The 15,346-nt window shown below is 55.2% G+C and carries 15 protein-coding genes and 4 tRNA genes; 2 read left to right on the top strand and 17 right to left on the bottom strand.

The annotated features are described in order from the left end of the window. Window positions 1-68: 68 nt before the first annotated feature. The 15 genes from AUK77_RS00290 to AUK77_RS00360 form a co-directional block, all read right to left on the bottom strand. Window positions 69-1,202 carry an AAA family ATPase gene (locus AUK77_RS00290; RefSeq protein ID WP_296125125.1) on the bottom strand — a complete coding sequence of 378 codons (1,134 nt, stop codon included), beginning with the start codon at window positions 1,200-1,202 and terminating at the stop codon, window positions 69-71. Then, complete coding sequence (locus tag AUK77_RS00295) at window positions 1,199-1,615, bottom strand: CHC2 zinc finger domain-containing protein (protein ID WP_296125127.1); 417 nt, start codon at window positions 1,613-1,615, stop codon at window positions 1,199-1,201. Before AUK77_RS00295 ends, AUK77_RS00290 begins: the two co-directional genes overlap by 4 nt. 5 nt (window positions 1,616-1,620) lie before the next feature. Then, window positions 1,621-1,938 carry a hypothetical protein gene (locus tag AUK77_RS00300; protein WP_296125128.1) on the bottom strand — a complete coding sequence of 106 codons (318 nt, stop codon included), beginning with the start codon at window positions 1,936-1,938 and terminating at the stop codon, window positions 1,621-1,623. Further along, on the bottom strand, window positions 1,935-2,102 hold the full coding sequence (locus AUK77_RS00305) for a hypothetical protein (protein WP_296125130.1): 168 nt from the start codon (window positions 2,100-2,102) through the stop codon (window positions 1,935-1,937). The genes AUK77_RS00300 and AUK77_RS00305 overlap by 4 nt, the downstream gene beginning before the upstream one ends. 299 nt (window positions 2,103-2,401) lie before the next feature. Next, window positions 2,402-2,722 carry a helix-turn-helix domain-containing protein gene (locus AUK77_RS00310; protein WP_296125131.1) on the bottom strand — a complete coding sequence of 107 codons (321 nt, stop codon included), beginning with the start codon at window positions 2,720-2,722 and terminating at the stop codon, window positions 2,402-2,404. Further along, window positions 2,719-2,940 (bottom strand): transcriptional regulator, encoded by a 222-nt coding sequence (locus AUK77_RS00315; protein WP_296125133.1) that lies wholly within the window; start codon window positions 2,938-2,940, stop codon window positions 2,719-2,721. Before AUK77_RS00315 ends, AUK77_RS00310 begins: the two co-directional genes overlap by 4 nt. A 77-nt stretch (window positions 2,941-3,017) precedes the next feature. Then, entirely contained in the window at window positions 3,018-3,680 is a 663-nt protein-coding gene (locus AUK77_RS00320) for a hypothetical protein (protein WP_296125134.1), read from the bottom strand. Next, on the bottom strand, window positions 3,677-4,990 hold the full coding sequence (locus tag AUK77_RS00325; RefSeq protein WP_296125135.1) for an integrase arm-type DNA-binding domain-containing protein: 1,314 nt from the start codon (window positions 4,988-4,990) through the stop codon (window positions 3,677-3,679). The genes AUK77_RS00320 and AUK77_RS00325 overlap by 4 nt, the downstream gene beginning before the upstream one ends. Before the next feature lie 163 nt (window positions 4,991-5,153). Continuing rightward, a tRNA-Leu gene (locus AUK77_RS00330) sits at window positions 5,154-5,240 on the bottom strand. Between the two features lie 111 nt (window positions 5,241-5,351). Further along, window positions 5,352-5,425 (bottom strand) — tRNA-Cys (locus AUK77_RS00335). A gap of 39 nt (window positions 5,426-5,464) precedes the next feature. Next, window positions 5,465-5,540, bottom strand: a tRNA-Gly gene (locus AUK77_RS00340). A gap of 67 nt (window positions 5,541-5,607) precedes the next feature. Continuing rightward, window positions 5,608-6,168 (bottom strand): CDP-diacylglycerol--glycerol-3-phosphate 3-phosphatidyltransferase, encoded by a 561-nt coding sequence (gene pgsA, locus AUK77_RS00345; protein WP_296125136.1) that lies wholly within the window; start codon window positions 6,166-6,168, stop codon window positions 5,608-5,610. 34 nt (window positions 6,169-6,202) lie between these two features. Further along, the gene (uvrC, locus tag AUK77_RS00350; protein WP_296125138.1) at window positions 6,203-8,044 is read right to left on the bottom strand and encodes an excinuclease ABC subunit UvrC; all 1,842 of its coding nucleotides are present in this window, start codon (window positions 8,042-8,044) and stop codon (window positions 6,203-6,205) included. Beyond that, entirely contained in the window at window positions 8,031-8,675 is a 645-nt protein-coding gene (gene uvrY / locus AUK77_RS00355; protein WP_296125140.1) for a UvrY/SirA/GacA family response regulator transcription factor, read from the bottom strand. Before uvrY ends, uvrC begins: the two co-directional genes overlap by 14 nt. 138 nt (window positions 8,676-8,813) lie before the next feature. Next, window positions 8,814-8,903 (bottom strand) — tRNA-Ser (locus AUK77_RS00360). Window positions 8,904-9,035: 132 nt separating this feature from the next. Here AUK77_RS00360 and AUK77_RS00365 point away from each other — a divergent pair. Beyond that, window positions 9,036-9,704 carry a Bax inhibitor-1/YccA family protein gene (locus tag AUK77_RS00365; protein WP_296125142.1) on the top strand — a complete coding sequence of 223 codons (669 nt, stop codon included), beginning with the start codon at window positions 9,036-9,038 and terminating at the stop codon, window positions 9,702-9,704. 93 nt (window positions 9,705-9,797) lie between these two features. Here AUK77_RS00365 and AUK77_RS00370 read toward each other — a convergent pair whose 3' ends face one another. Both AUK77_RS00370 and AUK77_RS00375 read right to left on the bottom strand, forming a co-directional pair. Continuing rightward, complete coding sequence (locus tag AUK77_RS00370; RefSeq protein WP_296125144.1) at window positions 9,798-11,480, bottom strand: methyl-accepting chemotaxis protein; 1,683 nt, start codon at window positions 11,478-11,480, stop codon at window positions 9,798-9,800. Between the two features lie 111 nt (window positions 11,481-11,591). After that, window positions 11,592-12,911, bottom strand: coding sequence for a Na+/H+ antiporter NhaC family protein (locus AUK77_RS00375; RefSeq protein ID WP_296125146.1), 1,320 nt, complete (start codon window positions 12,909-12,911; stop codon window positions 11,592-11,594). 276 nt (window positions 12,912-13,187) lie between these two features. Between AUK77_RS00375 and AUK77_RS00380 the strand changes: the two genes are divergently transcribed. Continuing rightward, window positions 13,188-15,346 (top strand): methyl-accepting chemotaxis protein (locus tag AUK77_RS00380; RefSeq protein ID WP_296125148.1); only part of this gene is annotated, 2,159 nt, incomplete at its 3' end.

A 15,346-nucleotide genomic window follows, 5' to 3' on the forward strand; every position in this document is an offset into this window, starting at 1 on the left:
ATGCTCTATCGAATAACGCGCCACACGGCTCTCACTTCCGCCCACCGACCAAGACTCATCGAATCAACTCACACGACAACTATCCTGACGCGGCGGGTGGCGGTCTTCGTGTTTTTTTGGCGGTCTTCGGTTCCAAGCTGCCAAACCCAGCCGTCTTTAAGCCCTACTTTTACAGCCTCAGCCCCAAGTGATTTCTTGGCCCGCTCGATGGTTCGCCATGCATAGCCAGCACCAGCAGCATCGGCCTTGATTTGCCTAACGGGAACAGGGCCACCAGACAGCAGGCTGACAAGGAAGCTCTCGGCGTCTTCTCTTTCGCTTGCGGCGTCGTTCTCTACGCGCTCGACATCGGCCAGGATATCGCGGGCGCTGCCTTCGATCGGTTTGCCCCACACCACGCGGGTAGTGGTAATCCCACCTTCAAGCGTGCATTCATCGATACTGTAAGAGCACCCTCCATTATCTACAGCAATGTTCGACTTGGCCCGCGCCAGCACTCGAAGTTCGGAGTCTTCCTGTTTGGCTGCCACCAGGACTGTTCTGGCGAGCGCGCCGAACGCCTGAGAACCAAGCACCCGGTCAGCGGGATTACTACCGGCGCTACCTTTGGAGAAGTGGGTGATCCCCAGCACGGCGCAGTCATATTGCTCTGCCAGGTCTACAAGCCCCTGAAGCGCACGGCGCACGTCGTTTGCGCGGTGCATGTCACCGGCAACGGCTGAGACGATCGGGTCAATCATTATCAGCCCCACATCGCCAATGCGCTCCAGTTCGGCGGCAAGCAAATCAATATCTTTGGCCGGGTCAAACGGTTGTATCTCGCCAAGGCCGTTAATGCGCCCCTGCAAAATGTGCACTCGCGAAAGGTCAGCGTCCGCTGCAATAAGGCGCGGCACTATGGTGTCGGCCGCATCGTCTTCACTTGACCAGATCAGTACGCTGCGGCGAGTTCGGCAGGGTTCGCCATCTGGCCAGCGGCCTCCACTGGTCAAGACTGCGGCCAGGCCGATGGTTAGCGTGGTTTTACCTGTGCCACCTGCGCCAGCCAATATCGTAAGTTTTCCCAGCGCCAGCCAGCCGGGCCAAGCCCAGTGGATAGCCTTCGGGGTAATTTGCGTTGCCTGGACTGCGTTGGCGCGCCAAGCGTCTTTGGCAGCACTGGCGGCCCATTCCTTTTTAAGTAGTTCTAAGGTGTTACTCATACAGCACCCCCAAACATGCGCCGCTTAGCTAGCTCGAAGCGCTCACGATCAGCAGTAGAAAGCGGCCTACCCTGGCGCAGATTGTTTAAGGCGATGGTGATGATGGTTGCCTCGAATTGTTGGGCGGCCTTACTTGGGCCGCGCCGGGCTGGCTTGTCGCCGGGGAATAGATCGGAAAGCTCAAGCCCGATGGCGGCGGTTATGTCCCTTGCTGTGCAGCCGGCCCAGCAATGCAACAGCACCTTGCCGTCGGCAGCCTCGGAGACGCCTAGGCTTGGGGTTTTGTCATCGTGCGCAGGGCAGCAGGCTTTCCACTTGTTTGGGCCTGTTGCTTTCACCTTGTCGAGTCGGGACAGCACGTTTCCCAAGCAAGCCGAACCCGTCGGCGCACTTGCGCCGTTTTTGATGTGCATGGGGGTTACTCCTTGGCCGTCGGTGCGGCGTGCGGCCAGAAACCGGAAGCGCTCAGGAAGGCATGTCCAGGCCGCTCAGCTTCGCGGGCCTCGATCACCAGCCGCTTGATGGTGTCCGTCTGCTGTTCGGCATCGGGGCGCGTTTGCGGTGTCAGATCTACGCGAACGATGCTCACCAGGGCGGCGGGTAGTGCTTCGCGGATCATCGCGGCCAGCTCCAGGGCAAGGCCGCCCAGGGTCAGGGTAGGCAGTTCGCGGCGGCGTCCGTCGCCGGGGTGGCAGACGGTGACGACGTGGCCACGGCTCAGGGCTTGGCAGCTCATACGGCACCCCCTGCGGTTTCCAGGGCGCGGGCCTTGGCCATGTGGTGGTTGTAGCGTGCCAGGCGTACAGACAGGGACGAATCAGCGCGCAGGGCGGCAAGGGCCATTGCCTTGTAGGCGTCGGCGTGACTGTTGGGAGTGGACGGATTGCGGGCGTGTTTCATGGGTAAGGCTCCTTTTGCTGAGGAACCGCCACTAATCGTCGCCAAACGATATTGGGTGGCGGCTGTACGCAGGTTGGCGAACCGGGGCAAAAGGAACCCGGCATACCCGAAGGTATCCCACGCACAGCCACCATTGAGGCGAATAGCGGGCACAAAAAAAGCGCCTGCTGTTCTCTGGTGGCGCTTGTGCGCCTTTTGCTTAATCGGGTCGCCAAACCCGGTCGCTGATTTTGCAGCGACAGCCACACGATAGCGCCGACGGTGACGCTTGGCAATGGCTGGCAGAATGTTGGCGTTATTCATGCGGCCACCTTCTTGCCTTTGCCATCCATCAGCGCCAGAACATCAAGCGCGTGCGTGCGGGCTGAGGCTTCAATGCTGTAGCGGGCGACGGGCTGGCGGCTGCGGCCTATCATCTCCCTGGTGCGGGTGATCGTGACGCCGTAGTCGTTCGCCAGGTCGGATATGGTGCTGCTCAGGCTCCAGTCGCCAAGCACGTTAACGCCTTCGTATTTGTTCAGCGAGCCGGTCTGCAGAAGGTGGCGGAGGACGGAAGCAATCAAGGTGGGGGCTGTCTTGCGTGTGCCCAGTGCCGCGGCTTTTTGCTTTTGGGTCTTCATGCTGCGTCCCTCGCCTCGATCTTGGCGCGGAGCCAAGCGTTAACCTCGGAAACGACGTAGTAGGCGGCGGCTTGGCGCGACTCACCATCTTTGATTGGCTTCGGGAAAGTTGGGTCTTTTTTGCGAAGTTTGTCTAAGCCAGAGCGGGACAGGTCAAGCCAGGTGCAGAGCGCGGGCTGACGAATAAGGGCTTTTGCAGGTGTGGTTACTGGGTGCATTTGAGCGCCTCCGTATGGGTACGGGACGCAATTTATGATCTATTGCTGAATGGTTCGCCGTGCGGAATTGAGGCCAGTTAAAGGCTATTTCGCCCCCCTCTTTCACGTCTTATCAATCGCTCAATTTCGACAGTTTCTTTAGGCGCTTCAACGTCAGTTGCCACCAATAGATCTCTGGCTAACTCAGCAGCCTTACGCTTGGTAATCGGTTTGCAGGAATGCTCCAGCAGATAAGCAGCGGTATCAGACAATAGGCTGTCCCTCGCTTGCTTTGGCTTGCTTCCCTTATTGACCGGATACCGGCCCAGTTCCTGCTCCGTAATCGCGAGCAAAGTGTCGGCTTCTCTGGCCAGTGCATTTAGGTCAGACAAAAATCCGTCGGTGCCATGGAACAGCCGCTTATGTCGGTGCCAGCACGCAGCATTTATATAAGCATCAGCAGCCGGAGGTAGGTTTTTAAGCCTTTGTCGGACTTCTAATAAGTAACGTTGGGCCTCGCTAACTAGGCGCAGCTCCTCGCTAGTCGCGGGCATTTTTTTTGCCATTTCGCTGTAAACGCGGTATCGACCTATTCTTTGTTTAAACCAAGCCCTTAAATCGCCGCTAAAAAAAACGCTCAAACTCTCTAAGTAGGACTCGCCATCAGGTGAAAGGCTTTCATCCACCATTCCACCCATGCTCCAGTCAGCATCCTTGTCGAGTATGGGAAGCGCTTTAGCCCGTTTAGCTCTGATTGTCATGCGCGCACCAGCTCCAGCACGTTGGCAGCATCTCTGCCCAGGTGCGCAAAGTCATAGGGCGTTATGTGTTTTTCCCGGTTTGCTTCTAGGTAGTCAGCCCACCACTGAACCATTAGCCGGCGCTCCTCTATGTGTTCGGCCTTGTGGATATAAGCCGCCCTCACCCCGCTGCGCTCTTGGTGGCTCATTTGCCGCTCGACTCCATCACGCGACCACAGGCCAGACTCCACCAAAGCAGAGCAAGCCATTGAACGGAAGCCATGCCCGCAAACGTCGGCCTTGGTGTCATATCCCATAAGGCGCAGCGCAGCATTTACGGTGTTCTCACTCATAGGCTTGTGGTGGTAATGGTCGCCAGCAAAAACCAGGTCAAAACGCCCAGTGAGCGGCTGGATAGCCTCAAGAATGGAAATCGCCTGCTTACTCAGTGGCACTAGGTGCGGAGTACCCATCTTCGAGCCGCGTTGCGAATGCTTAACACCCTCTATGGCCTCGCGGGTGCCGGGGATTGTCCAGAGGCTTCGGTCAAAGTCGATTTCTGGCCAGCGGGAAAAGCGTAATTCGCTTGAGCGAATAAAGACCAACAAGGTCAGGTGTACTGCCAGGCGAGTCAGAGGCCGCCCCTTGTAATTGTCGATACGCTGCAAAAGCTCTGGCAGTCGCTCCAGGGGCAGCGCTGGACGATGTGCGGCCTTACGGGTGGCAGTCGCTCCCAGCAGATCGCGCGCGGGATTGCTCTCTATGTGCCCGTTCTGGACGGCATAGCGCATGATTCCATCAATGTACTGGCGCAGACGGCTTGCAACATCGAGATGGTTAAGTTTTTCGGCGTTTTTTAACGGCACCAGTAGATCACGGGCCTTTAGCTCTGAAACTGCGCGATCTCCTAGGCAAGGGAAAAGATCAGTTTCCAGGCGGCGCAATATCTTAATGGCGTGATCTTTCGACCACTTGCGCGCTCCAGCAGCGTGCCACTCCAGCGCTACAGCCTTAAATGTGTTGGTTACTGTCGCTGCGGAGGCTGCCTTTACTTGTTTCTCATGCTCGAGAGGGTCAATCCCAAGGGCCAGCAGTTCGAGCGCGGCGGCTCGTCGATCACGCGCAGACTTGAGGCCAAGTGCTGGGTAGTTGCCAAAGGTCGCCAGCCCTTCCCTACCATCCGGGCGCTTAAACTTGAGTCGCCAGCTCTTGGTGCCGTTTGCTTTGACCAGCAAAAACAGCCCTTGGCCGTCGCTGAGCTTGTACGCCTTTTCGCGAGGCCTTGCAGCATCACACTTAGGGTCTGTTAGCGGTATAACTGAGCGTGCCATAGGGGTACGTTTTCCTTACCGAACCGGCGTACCCCTAAACGTACCCCTAAAAGCCGGGAATGTATAGAAACACTGGAAAGCATACGGACACAAAAAAAACCGGCTACAGAGGCCGGCTTTAGTGGGTTTCAGGTTCATCAGGGAACATCTGAAATCATTGTAATGGTGCCCGAAGCCGGAATCGAACCGGCACGAGGTTACCCTCGAGGGATTTTAAGTCCCTTGCGTCTACCGATTTCGCCATTCGGGCGGTAGCGCTACGTTGCTTGCGATGGACTATATACAGCCCATCAAAAGCCCGCAAGACTTGCAGACTAAATGAAAAATGCCTCGTAAATCTATGATCTACGAGGCATTTATTTGGAGGCTGAGGTCGGAATCGAACCGGCGTTCACGGATTTGCAATCCGGTGCATAACCACTCTGCTACTCAGCCTTGAAACGTTCAGGACGATTATCTCAACCTGTTTAAAACTGGAGCGGGAAACGAGACTCGAACTCGCGACCCCGACCTTGGCAAGGTCGTGCTCTACCAACTGAGCTATTCCCGCATGTCGTGTTGACGGGCGCCATTCTATAGCTTCAAGGCTTGCAGTCAACCCCTTGATTCAAAAAAGCTTATTTCTTTTCAGTAGTGGTCTGAAGGTGCGGCCATGCGGCAAGCAAATACTGAATCATTGACCACAAGGTGAGGACTGCAGCGATTATGAGTAATGCATAACCGAGTATGACCCACACCGTAAACAGCGGCGGATTGGCCAGTAAAATAACCAAGGCGACCATCTGCGCGGCTGTTTTCCACTTGGCCAAATTGGATACTGCAACGTGGGCGCGAGCACCCAGTTCGGCCATCCATTCACGTAATGCAGACACAACGATTTCACGACCGATGATGATAGCGGCAGGAAGCGTCAGCCATAGATTCGAGTGCTCTGCCGCCAGTAGAACTAGCGCCACGGCCACCATTAACTTATCGGCAACCGGGTCAAGAAAAGCACCAAAGGGTGTGCTTTGCTCCCAGCGCCGAGCCAGGTATCCATCAAGCCAATCTGTTGCTGCTGCAACTGAAAATACCGCACTTGCCGCCCAGTAACTCCAGCTAAAGGGAAGGTAGAACAGCAAGATAAAAACCGGGATCAACAACACCCGGAGCATGGTAAGCAGGTTGGGGATATTCATCGACACAACTTGGCTGATCAGAAAGAGCCGCATTCTACTCGCTGTGCAGCGCTGCATAAATCAACTCTGCAAGCTTTTTGCTGATACCAGGCGCTTTGCCGATTTCCTCGATGCTGGCGCGAGACAGTTCCTGCAAGCCACCAAAGTGATTCAGCAACTCGCGCCTGCGCTTGGGACCCACGCCAGCCACGTCCTCCAGCGTTGAGGTGCGACGTGTCTTACCTCGGCGAGCGCGGTGCCCGGTGATAGCGAAGCGATGCGACTCATCACGAATTTGTTGGATCAGATGCAAGGCCGGCGATGTGCCAGGTAGTGTAAATTCATGCGCGGCATCATTCAGAAACAGGGTTTCCAGGCCTGGCTTACGGGTCGTGCCTTTAGCAACCCCGAGCAGAATCAACTCGGGCACAGCCAGCTCTTCCAAAACAGCGCGAGCCATCGCTAGTTGACCTTTACCGCCGTCGACCAGAAGGATGTCGGGCAACTTACCCTCACCCTCTTTGATCTTGCTGAAACGTCGGGTAAGCGCTTGGTGCATCGCGGCATAGTCGTCGCCAGGGGTTACGCCTTCGATGTTGTAACGCCGGTAGTCTGACTTTATCGGGCCTTCCGGGCCGAACACCACACAAGACGCCACGGTAGCCTCGCCGCTCGAGTGGCTGATATCGAAGCACTCTAAGCGTTGCGGCACTTCATCCAGGTCGAGCGCCTGAGCCAGTGCATCGAAACGCGCGGCTACATGTTGCCGGTTAGCTAAGCGCGCCATAAGTGATTGCTCAGCATTGGTCACCGCTAACTGCTGCCAGCGCGCCCTGGTGCCACGTACGCGGTAACTGATACTTAGGGTCTTGCCGCGTAAAGCCTCGATGGCATCAATCAAGGTGGCAAAGTCTTCATGCTGGGCATTAACAATCAGTTCGCTGGGCAAGTCGCGCTCCTGATTGCTCAGGTAATACTGCTCAAGGAAAGCTTGCAGCACGCTGCTAACATCTTCTTCAATCGCCACCTGCGGGAAAAAGTTCTTGCTTCCCAATACGCGTCCGCCACGCACGCTGATCAAATGCACGCACGCGCCACCGGGATTGACCATCGCGGCGACGACATCTACCTCGCCTGTGCCCCCTTCCATGCTTTGCTGATCCTGCACGCGGCGCAGCAGGGATATCTGGTCGCGCAAGGCGGCGGCGCGTTCAAACTTAAGGGCCTCGGCCGCCGCTTGCATTCCAGTAGAAAGCTCATCCGTCAGGGCGTTGCTACGCCCCTCGAGAAACATCACTGAATGGCGAACATCGTCAGCATATTCCCCTGGCTCAACGAGCCCAACGCAGGGGGCTTTGCAGCGCTTGATCTGGTACTGCAGGCAGGGACGCGTGCGGTTTTTGTAGAAACTGTCCTCGCACTGACGCACTAAAAAAGTTTTTTGCAGAAGATTAAGGCTTTCGCGAATGGCTCCGGCGCTCGGGTATGGCCCGAAGTAGCGGCCTTTAGCCTTTTTGGCGCCGCGATGAATGCTTAGGCGCGGAAAATCCCCATCAGAGAGGAACACGTAGGGGTATGACTTATCATCGCGCAGCAGGATGTTGTAAGGCGGCCGCCATTCTTTGATCAGCGTTTGCTCAAGGAGCAAAGCCTCAGTTTCATTGGCAGTAATGGTGGTTTCGATCTGGGCAATTCGCGCAACCAAAGCCGAGGTCTTCGGTGCTAAACCCGTCTGCCGAAAATAGCTGGCCAAGCGTTTTTTGAGATTTTTGGCCTTGCCGACGTACAGCAATTTGGCGTCAAGATCGAACATGCGGTAGACACCAGGCCTACCACTGCATGTAGATAAAAACGCGCTGGAGTCGAACGCTGCGCCGCCGTCGTCAGTTACCGGCATCAATCATGCCATGGCGTACGGCCAGTAGAGCCAACTCCACATCGCTGGTGATGGATAGCTTTTCAAAGATGCGATACCGATAGGTATTCACGGTTTTAGGCGAGAGACACAGCTTGTCAGAGATCACCTGAACCTTTTGGCAGCCTGCAATCATCAGCGCAATTTGAATCTCGCGCTCTGAGAGCAAATCAAACGGCGAATTACTGCTCTGTGGCTGAAACGACTTGAGGGCCAATTGCTGTGCGATCTGAGGGCTGATATACCGCTGCCCTTTGAAAACCAAGCGAATCGCTTGAACCATCTCTTCAAGCGCTGCGCCCTTGGTCAGATAACCTGCCGCACCGGCCTGAAGCAGGCGGGTCGGGAAAGGGTCTTCTTCGCACACGGTGACAGCCACAACCTTAATATCTGGGTGGCTGCGAATGAGCTTGCGTGTAGCTTCAAGCCCGCCAATGCCCGGCATTTTGATGTCCATAAGAACGACATCGGGCTTTAGATCGCGGGCTTTTTTGAGAGACTCTTCGCCAGATTCGGCCTGACCAACAACATGCAAGCCATCAATGTCGGCCAGCATGCGGGTGATGCCTGTGCGAACCAGGTCGTGGTCATCAACAACGAGTACCCTGATCAAGCGTCACCCCAGATTGCGTCAGCCGCTATCACTAGCATGCTTGGTGGGAAAGCAGGAATTAGGTTCAATCCCAGCTTGGCGCACAACCGTCACAATCAAGCGTCAACTAATTGCTTGAAAATAACGGCCAGAGGAATTTGGCGGAAGCGGTGAGATTCGAACTCACGGAAGAGTTTCCCCTTCGACGGTTTTCAAGACCGTTGCATTCAACCGCTCTGCCACGCTTCCGGCGTTTGCGGGCGGCAATCTTACCCTAACGTCACACGCTGTCAAACTCTACGTATTAGTTGACTCACTTGCTCTGCTATTATCGACTTCGACCTTGGTCACGGAACCACCACCTTTTTCTGGAGTGTCGCCATGAACGAACACAATTACGCCCTTGACCATACCCAGGTCGAGCAGCATGAAGTTAGCCGCGTTTTGCGCAACACCTATGGTCTTCTAGCCATCACGCTGGCCTTCAGCGGCTTAGTCGCATACGTTGCCCAGCGCGCCAACGTGCCTTACCCGAATATCTTCGTGGTGCTGATTGGCTTCTACGGTTTGTTCTTTCTTACCGCCAAGCTGCGCAATTCAGCATGGGGGCTGTTGTCCACGCTCGCGCTGACCGGCTTTATGGGTTACACCCTTGGCCCAATCCTCAATCGCTACATGGGCATGGCCAACGGCGCTGAAGTAGTGAGCTCGGCCTTTGCCATGACGGCACTGGTCTTCTGCGGGCTTTCAGCTTACGTATTGACCACCCGTAAGGACATGAGCTTTCTCAGCGGTTTTATCACCGCGGGCTTTTTTGTCCTGTTGGGCGCGATGGTTGCCGGCTTTTTCTTTGAGATCAGTGGCCTCCAGCTGGCGATCAGCGCCGGCTTCGTCTTGTTCTCTTCAGTCTGCATTTTGTTCCAGACCAGCGCCATCATTCATGGCGGCGAACGGAACTACATCATGGCAACCATCAGCCTGTATGTGTCGATCTACAACCTGTTTGTTAGCCTGCTGCAAATCTTCGGCATCATGGGCAGTGACGACTGATCGCTTCTGTTAAACATGTAGCTTGTGTAACAAAAACGCCCCGACTTGTTCGGGGCGTTTTTATTTGTGCCATTTACAGCTGCTTAAGGCAGGTCAGATACGGAATTGACCGACCAATGCACCCAAGCGTTGGCCTAAGCCTGCAAGATTTCGAGCTGTTTGAGCCCCCTGCTGCGCTTCATCAGCCACGCTGTCTACCGCTCCTGCGATCTTATGCACACTGCGGTTTATCTCTTCAGCGACTGCTGTTTGTTCTTCAGCGGCACTGGCAATTTGCGCGTTCATCGAGTTGATGGTGCCAATGAGCTGTGAGATCGCATCGAGCGAGCTACCCGCGCGGTTAGCTTGTTCACTGGTGACGTCTCCCGCATCGCTTGAGCGGCGCATGGCTGTGACTGCGTCTTGGGTGCCCTTTTGCAGTCGATCAATCATGCCCTGGATTTCCTGGGTGCTCTGCTGCGTGCGACTTGCCAGCGCGCGCACTTCATCGGCAACAACCGCAAAGCCACGTCCGGCCTCGCCCGCACGGGCCGCCTCAATCGCGGCATTGAGTGCCAGCAAGTTGGTTTGTTCGGCTATGGAGCGAATGACGCCTAACACGCTGACGATGGACGAAACATCTTTCTGCAAAGCATCCAAAGACAGCCCACTGTCGCGGATGTCCTGCACGGGGGTGTGTATGCGAGCAATGCTGCCATCTACAACCTGTTTAGCCGCTTGACCTTCATGATCAGTTTTTTTGGCAGCTTCTGCGGCGCCTTGGGCGCTCTGAGCAACCTCATGGGCGGCGGCTGACATTTCATTGATGGCGGTAGCAACTTGGTCGGTTTCGTGACGCTGGCGATCCATGGCCACCTCGGAGCGCTGAGTCTGAGCCGAAACCTGACCGACCAAGTCAGTCAGTTGCGCGGTCATATCCGCGATCTGCCTAACCAGGCCGTGGATTTTTTCGACAAATCGATTAAACGATCCGGCCAACTGCCCGAGTTCATCATCGCTGCTGATCGGCAGGCGCCGGGTCAGATCGCCCTCGCCGGCGGCGATATCATCAAGGTTCTCTTTAATCTGCTGCAGTGGGCGTAAAAATGTATTGCTGAGCACAACACCGACGACACCGAACACCAACAAAAGCACGCTCGCAATCACGATGATGCTGGTGATGATGGTGCTGATACGTTGGTCAATTTCATTCTGAACTTGCTGAATTTGCGCCTCGATGCCATCCAGATTGATGGCTGTACCCAGCGCCATATCCCATTTGGGAAGGTAAAAGCTGTAGGCCATCTTCGGCACCAGAATCGAATCATTGGTGGGCAGTGGTGACGCGTAATTCACGTAGTAGGTGTTGTTTTTGGCCACATTGACTAGCTCGCGATTTAGATACACCCCATTCGGGTCGCGACGATCCGCCAGGCTTTTGCCAACATCAACCGGGCTGTCACCCCTAAACAGCCGCACTACATCGGAGTCATGACCGAAGAAGTAACCATCCTTGCCAAACTTGATCTTTGACAGGATGGCAATGGCCTGTTCCCGGCTGGCCATATCCCCTGAAGGTGAGCTGTCATACAGCGCTTGTACGGAACCTAGGGCAATCTGCACGTAATGCTGTAGCTCGATGCGGCTTTCTTGCAGTAGTCGCTCTCGGGTCTCCTCAACTTCTTGCGCCGCCAGGTTTTGCAATACCTTCGCTGCGGCGCCGCTTAGCGCTAAGGCAAACAGCACCACGGGAATTAGAGCCAGTAAAACGACTTTTGATTTCAATGTCAGACGCATCGGTAAACCCTTGCTTGGCAGAGTACGAAATAAAACGGGGCTGCCTTGTGCATCGGCAGCCCCGTTTCAGAATTTAGCGATTCGTCGTTATTCAATAACTAATCTGATCGGTCAAATCACCATAGCTGCTACCCAACCGAATACCAGCAACGGCAGGTTGTAATGAAGGAAGGTCGGCACCACGCTGTCCCAGATATGGTTGTGCTGGCCGTCCACATTCAGGCCGGCGGTTGGGCCTAACGTCGAGTCAGAAGCAGGTGATCCGGCATCCCCCAGTGCGCCAGCCGTGCCAACAATGCAAAGAATAGCCAGCGGGCTAAAGCCCAGTTGCATGCCCAGAGGCACAAAAATTGCTGCAATGATTGGAACAGTTGAGAACGACGATCCGATGCCCATTGTTACCAGCAGGCCTACAAGCAACATCAACAAGGCGCCCAGCGCTTTGTCGTGGCCAATCAGTTGAGCCGCGTCGTCGACCAGGCTTTTGACTTCGCCAGTGGCCTTCATGACCTCAGCAAAACCGGCTGCTGCAATCATGATAAAGCCGATCATGGCCATCATTTTCATGCCTTCGGTAAACAGGCCGTCCGCTTCTTTCCAGCGCACAACACCCGACACCGAGAAAACAATAAACCCGACTAGGGCGCCGATGATCATTGAGTCCAGCCATAGCTGCACCACGAACGCCGCAACAATCGCCACACCCGCTACCAGCAGACTCAACGGGTTGTATGTCACATCCACACGCTCAGCCTGCTCGATCTTGCTCAGGTCATAGATGCGTTTTTTGCGGTACGTAAAAAACACGGCTACCAGCAGACCAAACAACATGCCCAGCGCAGGAATCGCCATGGCTTCAGTGACATTTAACCCCGTGGTATCAACACCAGCGCTGGCGACATTGGCCAGCAGAATGTCATTCAGGAAAATCCCGCCAAAGCCCACAGGGATAAACATGTACGGGGTAATCAGGCCGAACGTCAGCACGCAAGCGATCAAGCGCCGGTCAAGTTGTAAGGTGCTCAACACATACAGAAGCGGAGGAACCAGAAGCGGAATAAACGCGATATGAATCGGCAAAATATTCTGTGAAGAAATGGCCACAGCCAGCAGCAGTGCGATCAATAGCCACTTGAGCAGGCCCGCGTTTTTGACGTCCTGTTTGCCAACCATTTTCAGTGCTTTATCGGCTAATGCATGAGCCAAGCCTGATTTGGCAATCGCCACAGCAAATGCACCCAGTAATGCGTAAGACAGCGCCACCGTTGCGCCACCGCCCAGACCTTTATTGAAAGCAGCCAGTGAGCCTTCCACGCCAAGACCGCCGAGTAACCCGCCGGCCAATGCACCCACAATTAATGCCACCACCACATGTACGCGGCACAAGCTGAGAATCAGCATGATCCCCACTGCCGCAACGACTGCGTTCATCTTAATACTCCACTGTTTATCTGAGTCTGCGAGGCACATGGCCTATAAACAGACAACGCCGGGGCGGCGAAGGGCGCGTACTCTGCCCAATGCTGACCAAACTGTCAAAACAGCCGTAAAGTATTTGCTACGCCGCGTTAATAATTTCGTATAGTCTCACTCGAAACAACGCTACTGGCCTGCAAATTGCTGTTTGTTCGACTAGTTTTATCCCTAAAGAAGCGCACGCAACCGCCGATAGGCGATTTAAGCCCGCCCACACATGAAGGTCCTGAAATGCTGTTCAGCCGACTCTCGATTCAATGGAAAATTACCCTTCTGGCCGGGCTTTGCCTCTTGGCAATCGTCGCTGTTCTGGTTTCAGCTTCGATGATCCAAGCATCGCGAAGCGCTGTATTGGTAAAACAGTCCAGCAGCAAAATGCTTGAAGAATCTGCGCAGTTACGCATGGAGGCGCGCGGTGAATCTCAGGCGCTGCATATCCGGCGTTACTTCATGGACGCTTACCAGTACGGTCGTGGCGCGGCGTCTCAAGTGCTGTTTATTCGCGAACAAGCTGAAAAACGCTTTCTTGATGCTTTTGACTTGCGTGAAGACCTCAGTCGGCAAATTCGTAGCGCCCTAGAAGCCAACAGCAGCTTGCTGGGTATCTACGTAGTGTTTGACACCAATGCTCTGGATGGCAAAGACGAGTTGTTTGTCGATCAAGACGCCCTTGGTAGCAACGATAAAGGCCGTTTTTCGGTTTATTGGTCACAGGGTGATAACGGTGAGTTAGCGGCCGAGGCGATGACCGAAGAAAACCTTAATGACACCACCCCGGGCATTAGCGGAGCACCCTACAACGCGTGGTTTACCTGCCCAATGCAGAGCAAGCAAGTGTGCTTGCTTGACCCTTATATAGATGAGGCTGATGGCGTTAAAACATTGATGACCAGCATCGCGTTCCCTCTTATTCAGGGTGACAAGGTAATTGGCGTTTTGGGTGTTGATATCAGCCTTGCCAGCTTGCAAGAGCTGAGTATGGCTGCCCACAAGGACCTATTTGATGGCGCTGGGCATGTCAGCATCATCAGCCCTGCTGGACTGCTGGCCGGTCACAGTCCTGACAGCAGTTTGTTGGGCGGTAAATTACAAGCCGCTTTTGCGGATCAACACAGCGAAATGATCAATCTGCTGGCCAGCAACCGCCATGAGGTCATGCACCACGATGGTGAACTGCAGGTGCTACAGCCGCTTTTACCGATTCCAAATGCCAAACCATGGGGCGTTTTGTTGGAGGTGCCGGAGAAGGTGTTGCTTGAACCTGCCACGCGCTTAGAAATGCAGATGGATGAAATGGGCACGCGCAACGCGGCTGTGTCGTTGGGCCTCGGCCTGGCTGCAGGCGTGATCGGTATTTTGCTGATTTGGCTAACCGCATTGGGCGTAACCCGTCCGATCATCGGCGTGTCGGCCATGTTGAAGAATATTGCCAGCGGTGAAGGTGACCTGACTCGCCGCCTCGAATACAACAAACAAGACGAACTGGGTGAATTGGCCAGTTGGTTTAATCGCTTCCTCGACAAGTTACAGCCGATTATTGCTGATGTTAAACGCAGTGTTCAGGACGCGCGCAGCACGGCAGACCAATCCGCGCTCATAGCCAGCCAGACAAGTGATGGCATGCAGCAGCAGTACCGTGAAGTGGATCAAGTCGCCACGGCCTTTCAAGAAATGAGCGCCACTGCACAGGATGTTGCGCACAACGCGGCTCAAGCGGCTGAGGCCGCGCGCACAGCGGATCTCGCCAGTACTGAAGGCATGAGCGTGATCAAAAAAACCACGTCTTCTATTGAGCAACTGGCCAGCGAAATGACGGTTGCCATGCAGGAAGTTGAAGGACTGGCGGACAGCAGTGAGAAAATTGGCTCGGTTCTGGAAGTGATTCGCTCCATTGCCGAGCAAACCAACCTGCTGGCACTCAACGCCGCGATTGAGGCTGCACGGGCAGGCGAAGCAGGTCGTGGCTTTGCAGTTGTGGCTGACGAAGTGCGCAACTTGGCCAAGCGCACACAAGACTCCGTCGAAGAAATCCGCCAGGTGATAGAAGGCCTGCAAAGCGGCACTAAAGAAGTGGTCAGCACCATGCACAGCAGCCATCGTCAGGCCCAAGGCAGCGTCGGTCAGGTCGAGCAAGCAGTGGCGGCTCTGCAACGAATCAGCCAGGCGGTGAGTGTTATCACCGATATGAACCTGCAAATTGCCAGTGCCGCCGAGGAGCAAAGCTCAGTGGCGGAGGAGATTAACCGCAACGTTGCATCGATCCGTGATGTGACCGAATCGATTTCAAGCCAAGCTGCGGATTCCACGCCATCCGGCCACCCAGTCCGCTCTCATCTGGCCAGGCATTCCAGGGCCATCTGGCCACCTGTTCCACGGCCATCCGGCCGGGC

It is taken from the genome of Pseudomonas sp. Ga0074129 (genome assembly GCA_001465025.1).
In the GTDB taxonomy this organism is placed as follows: domain Bacteria; phylum Pseudomonadota; class Gammaproteobacteria; order Pseudomonadales; family Pseudomonadaceae; genus Aquipseudomonas.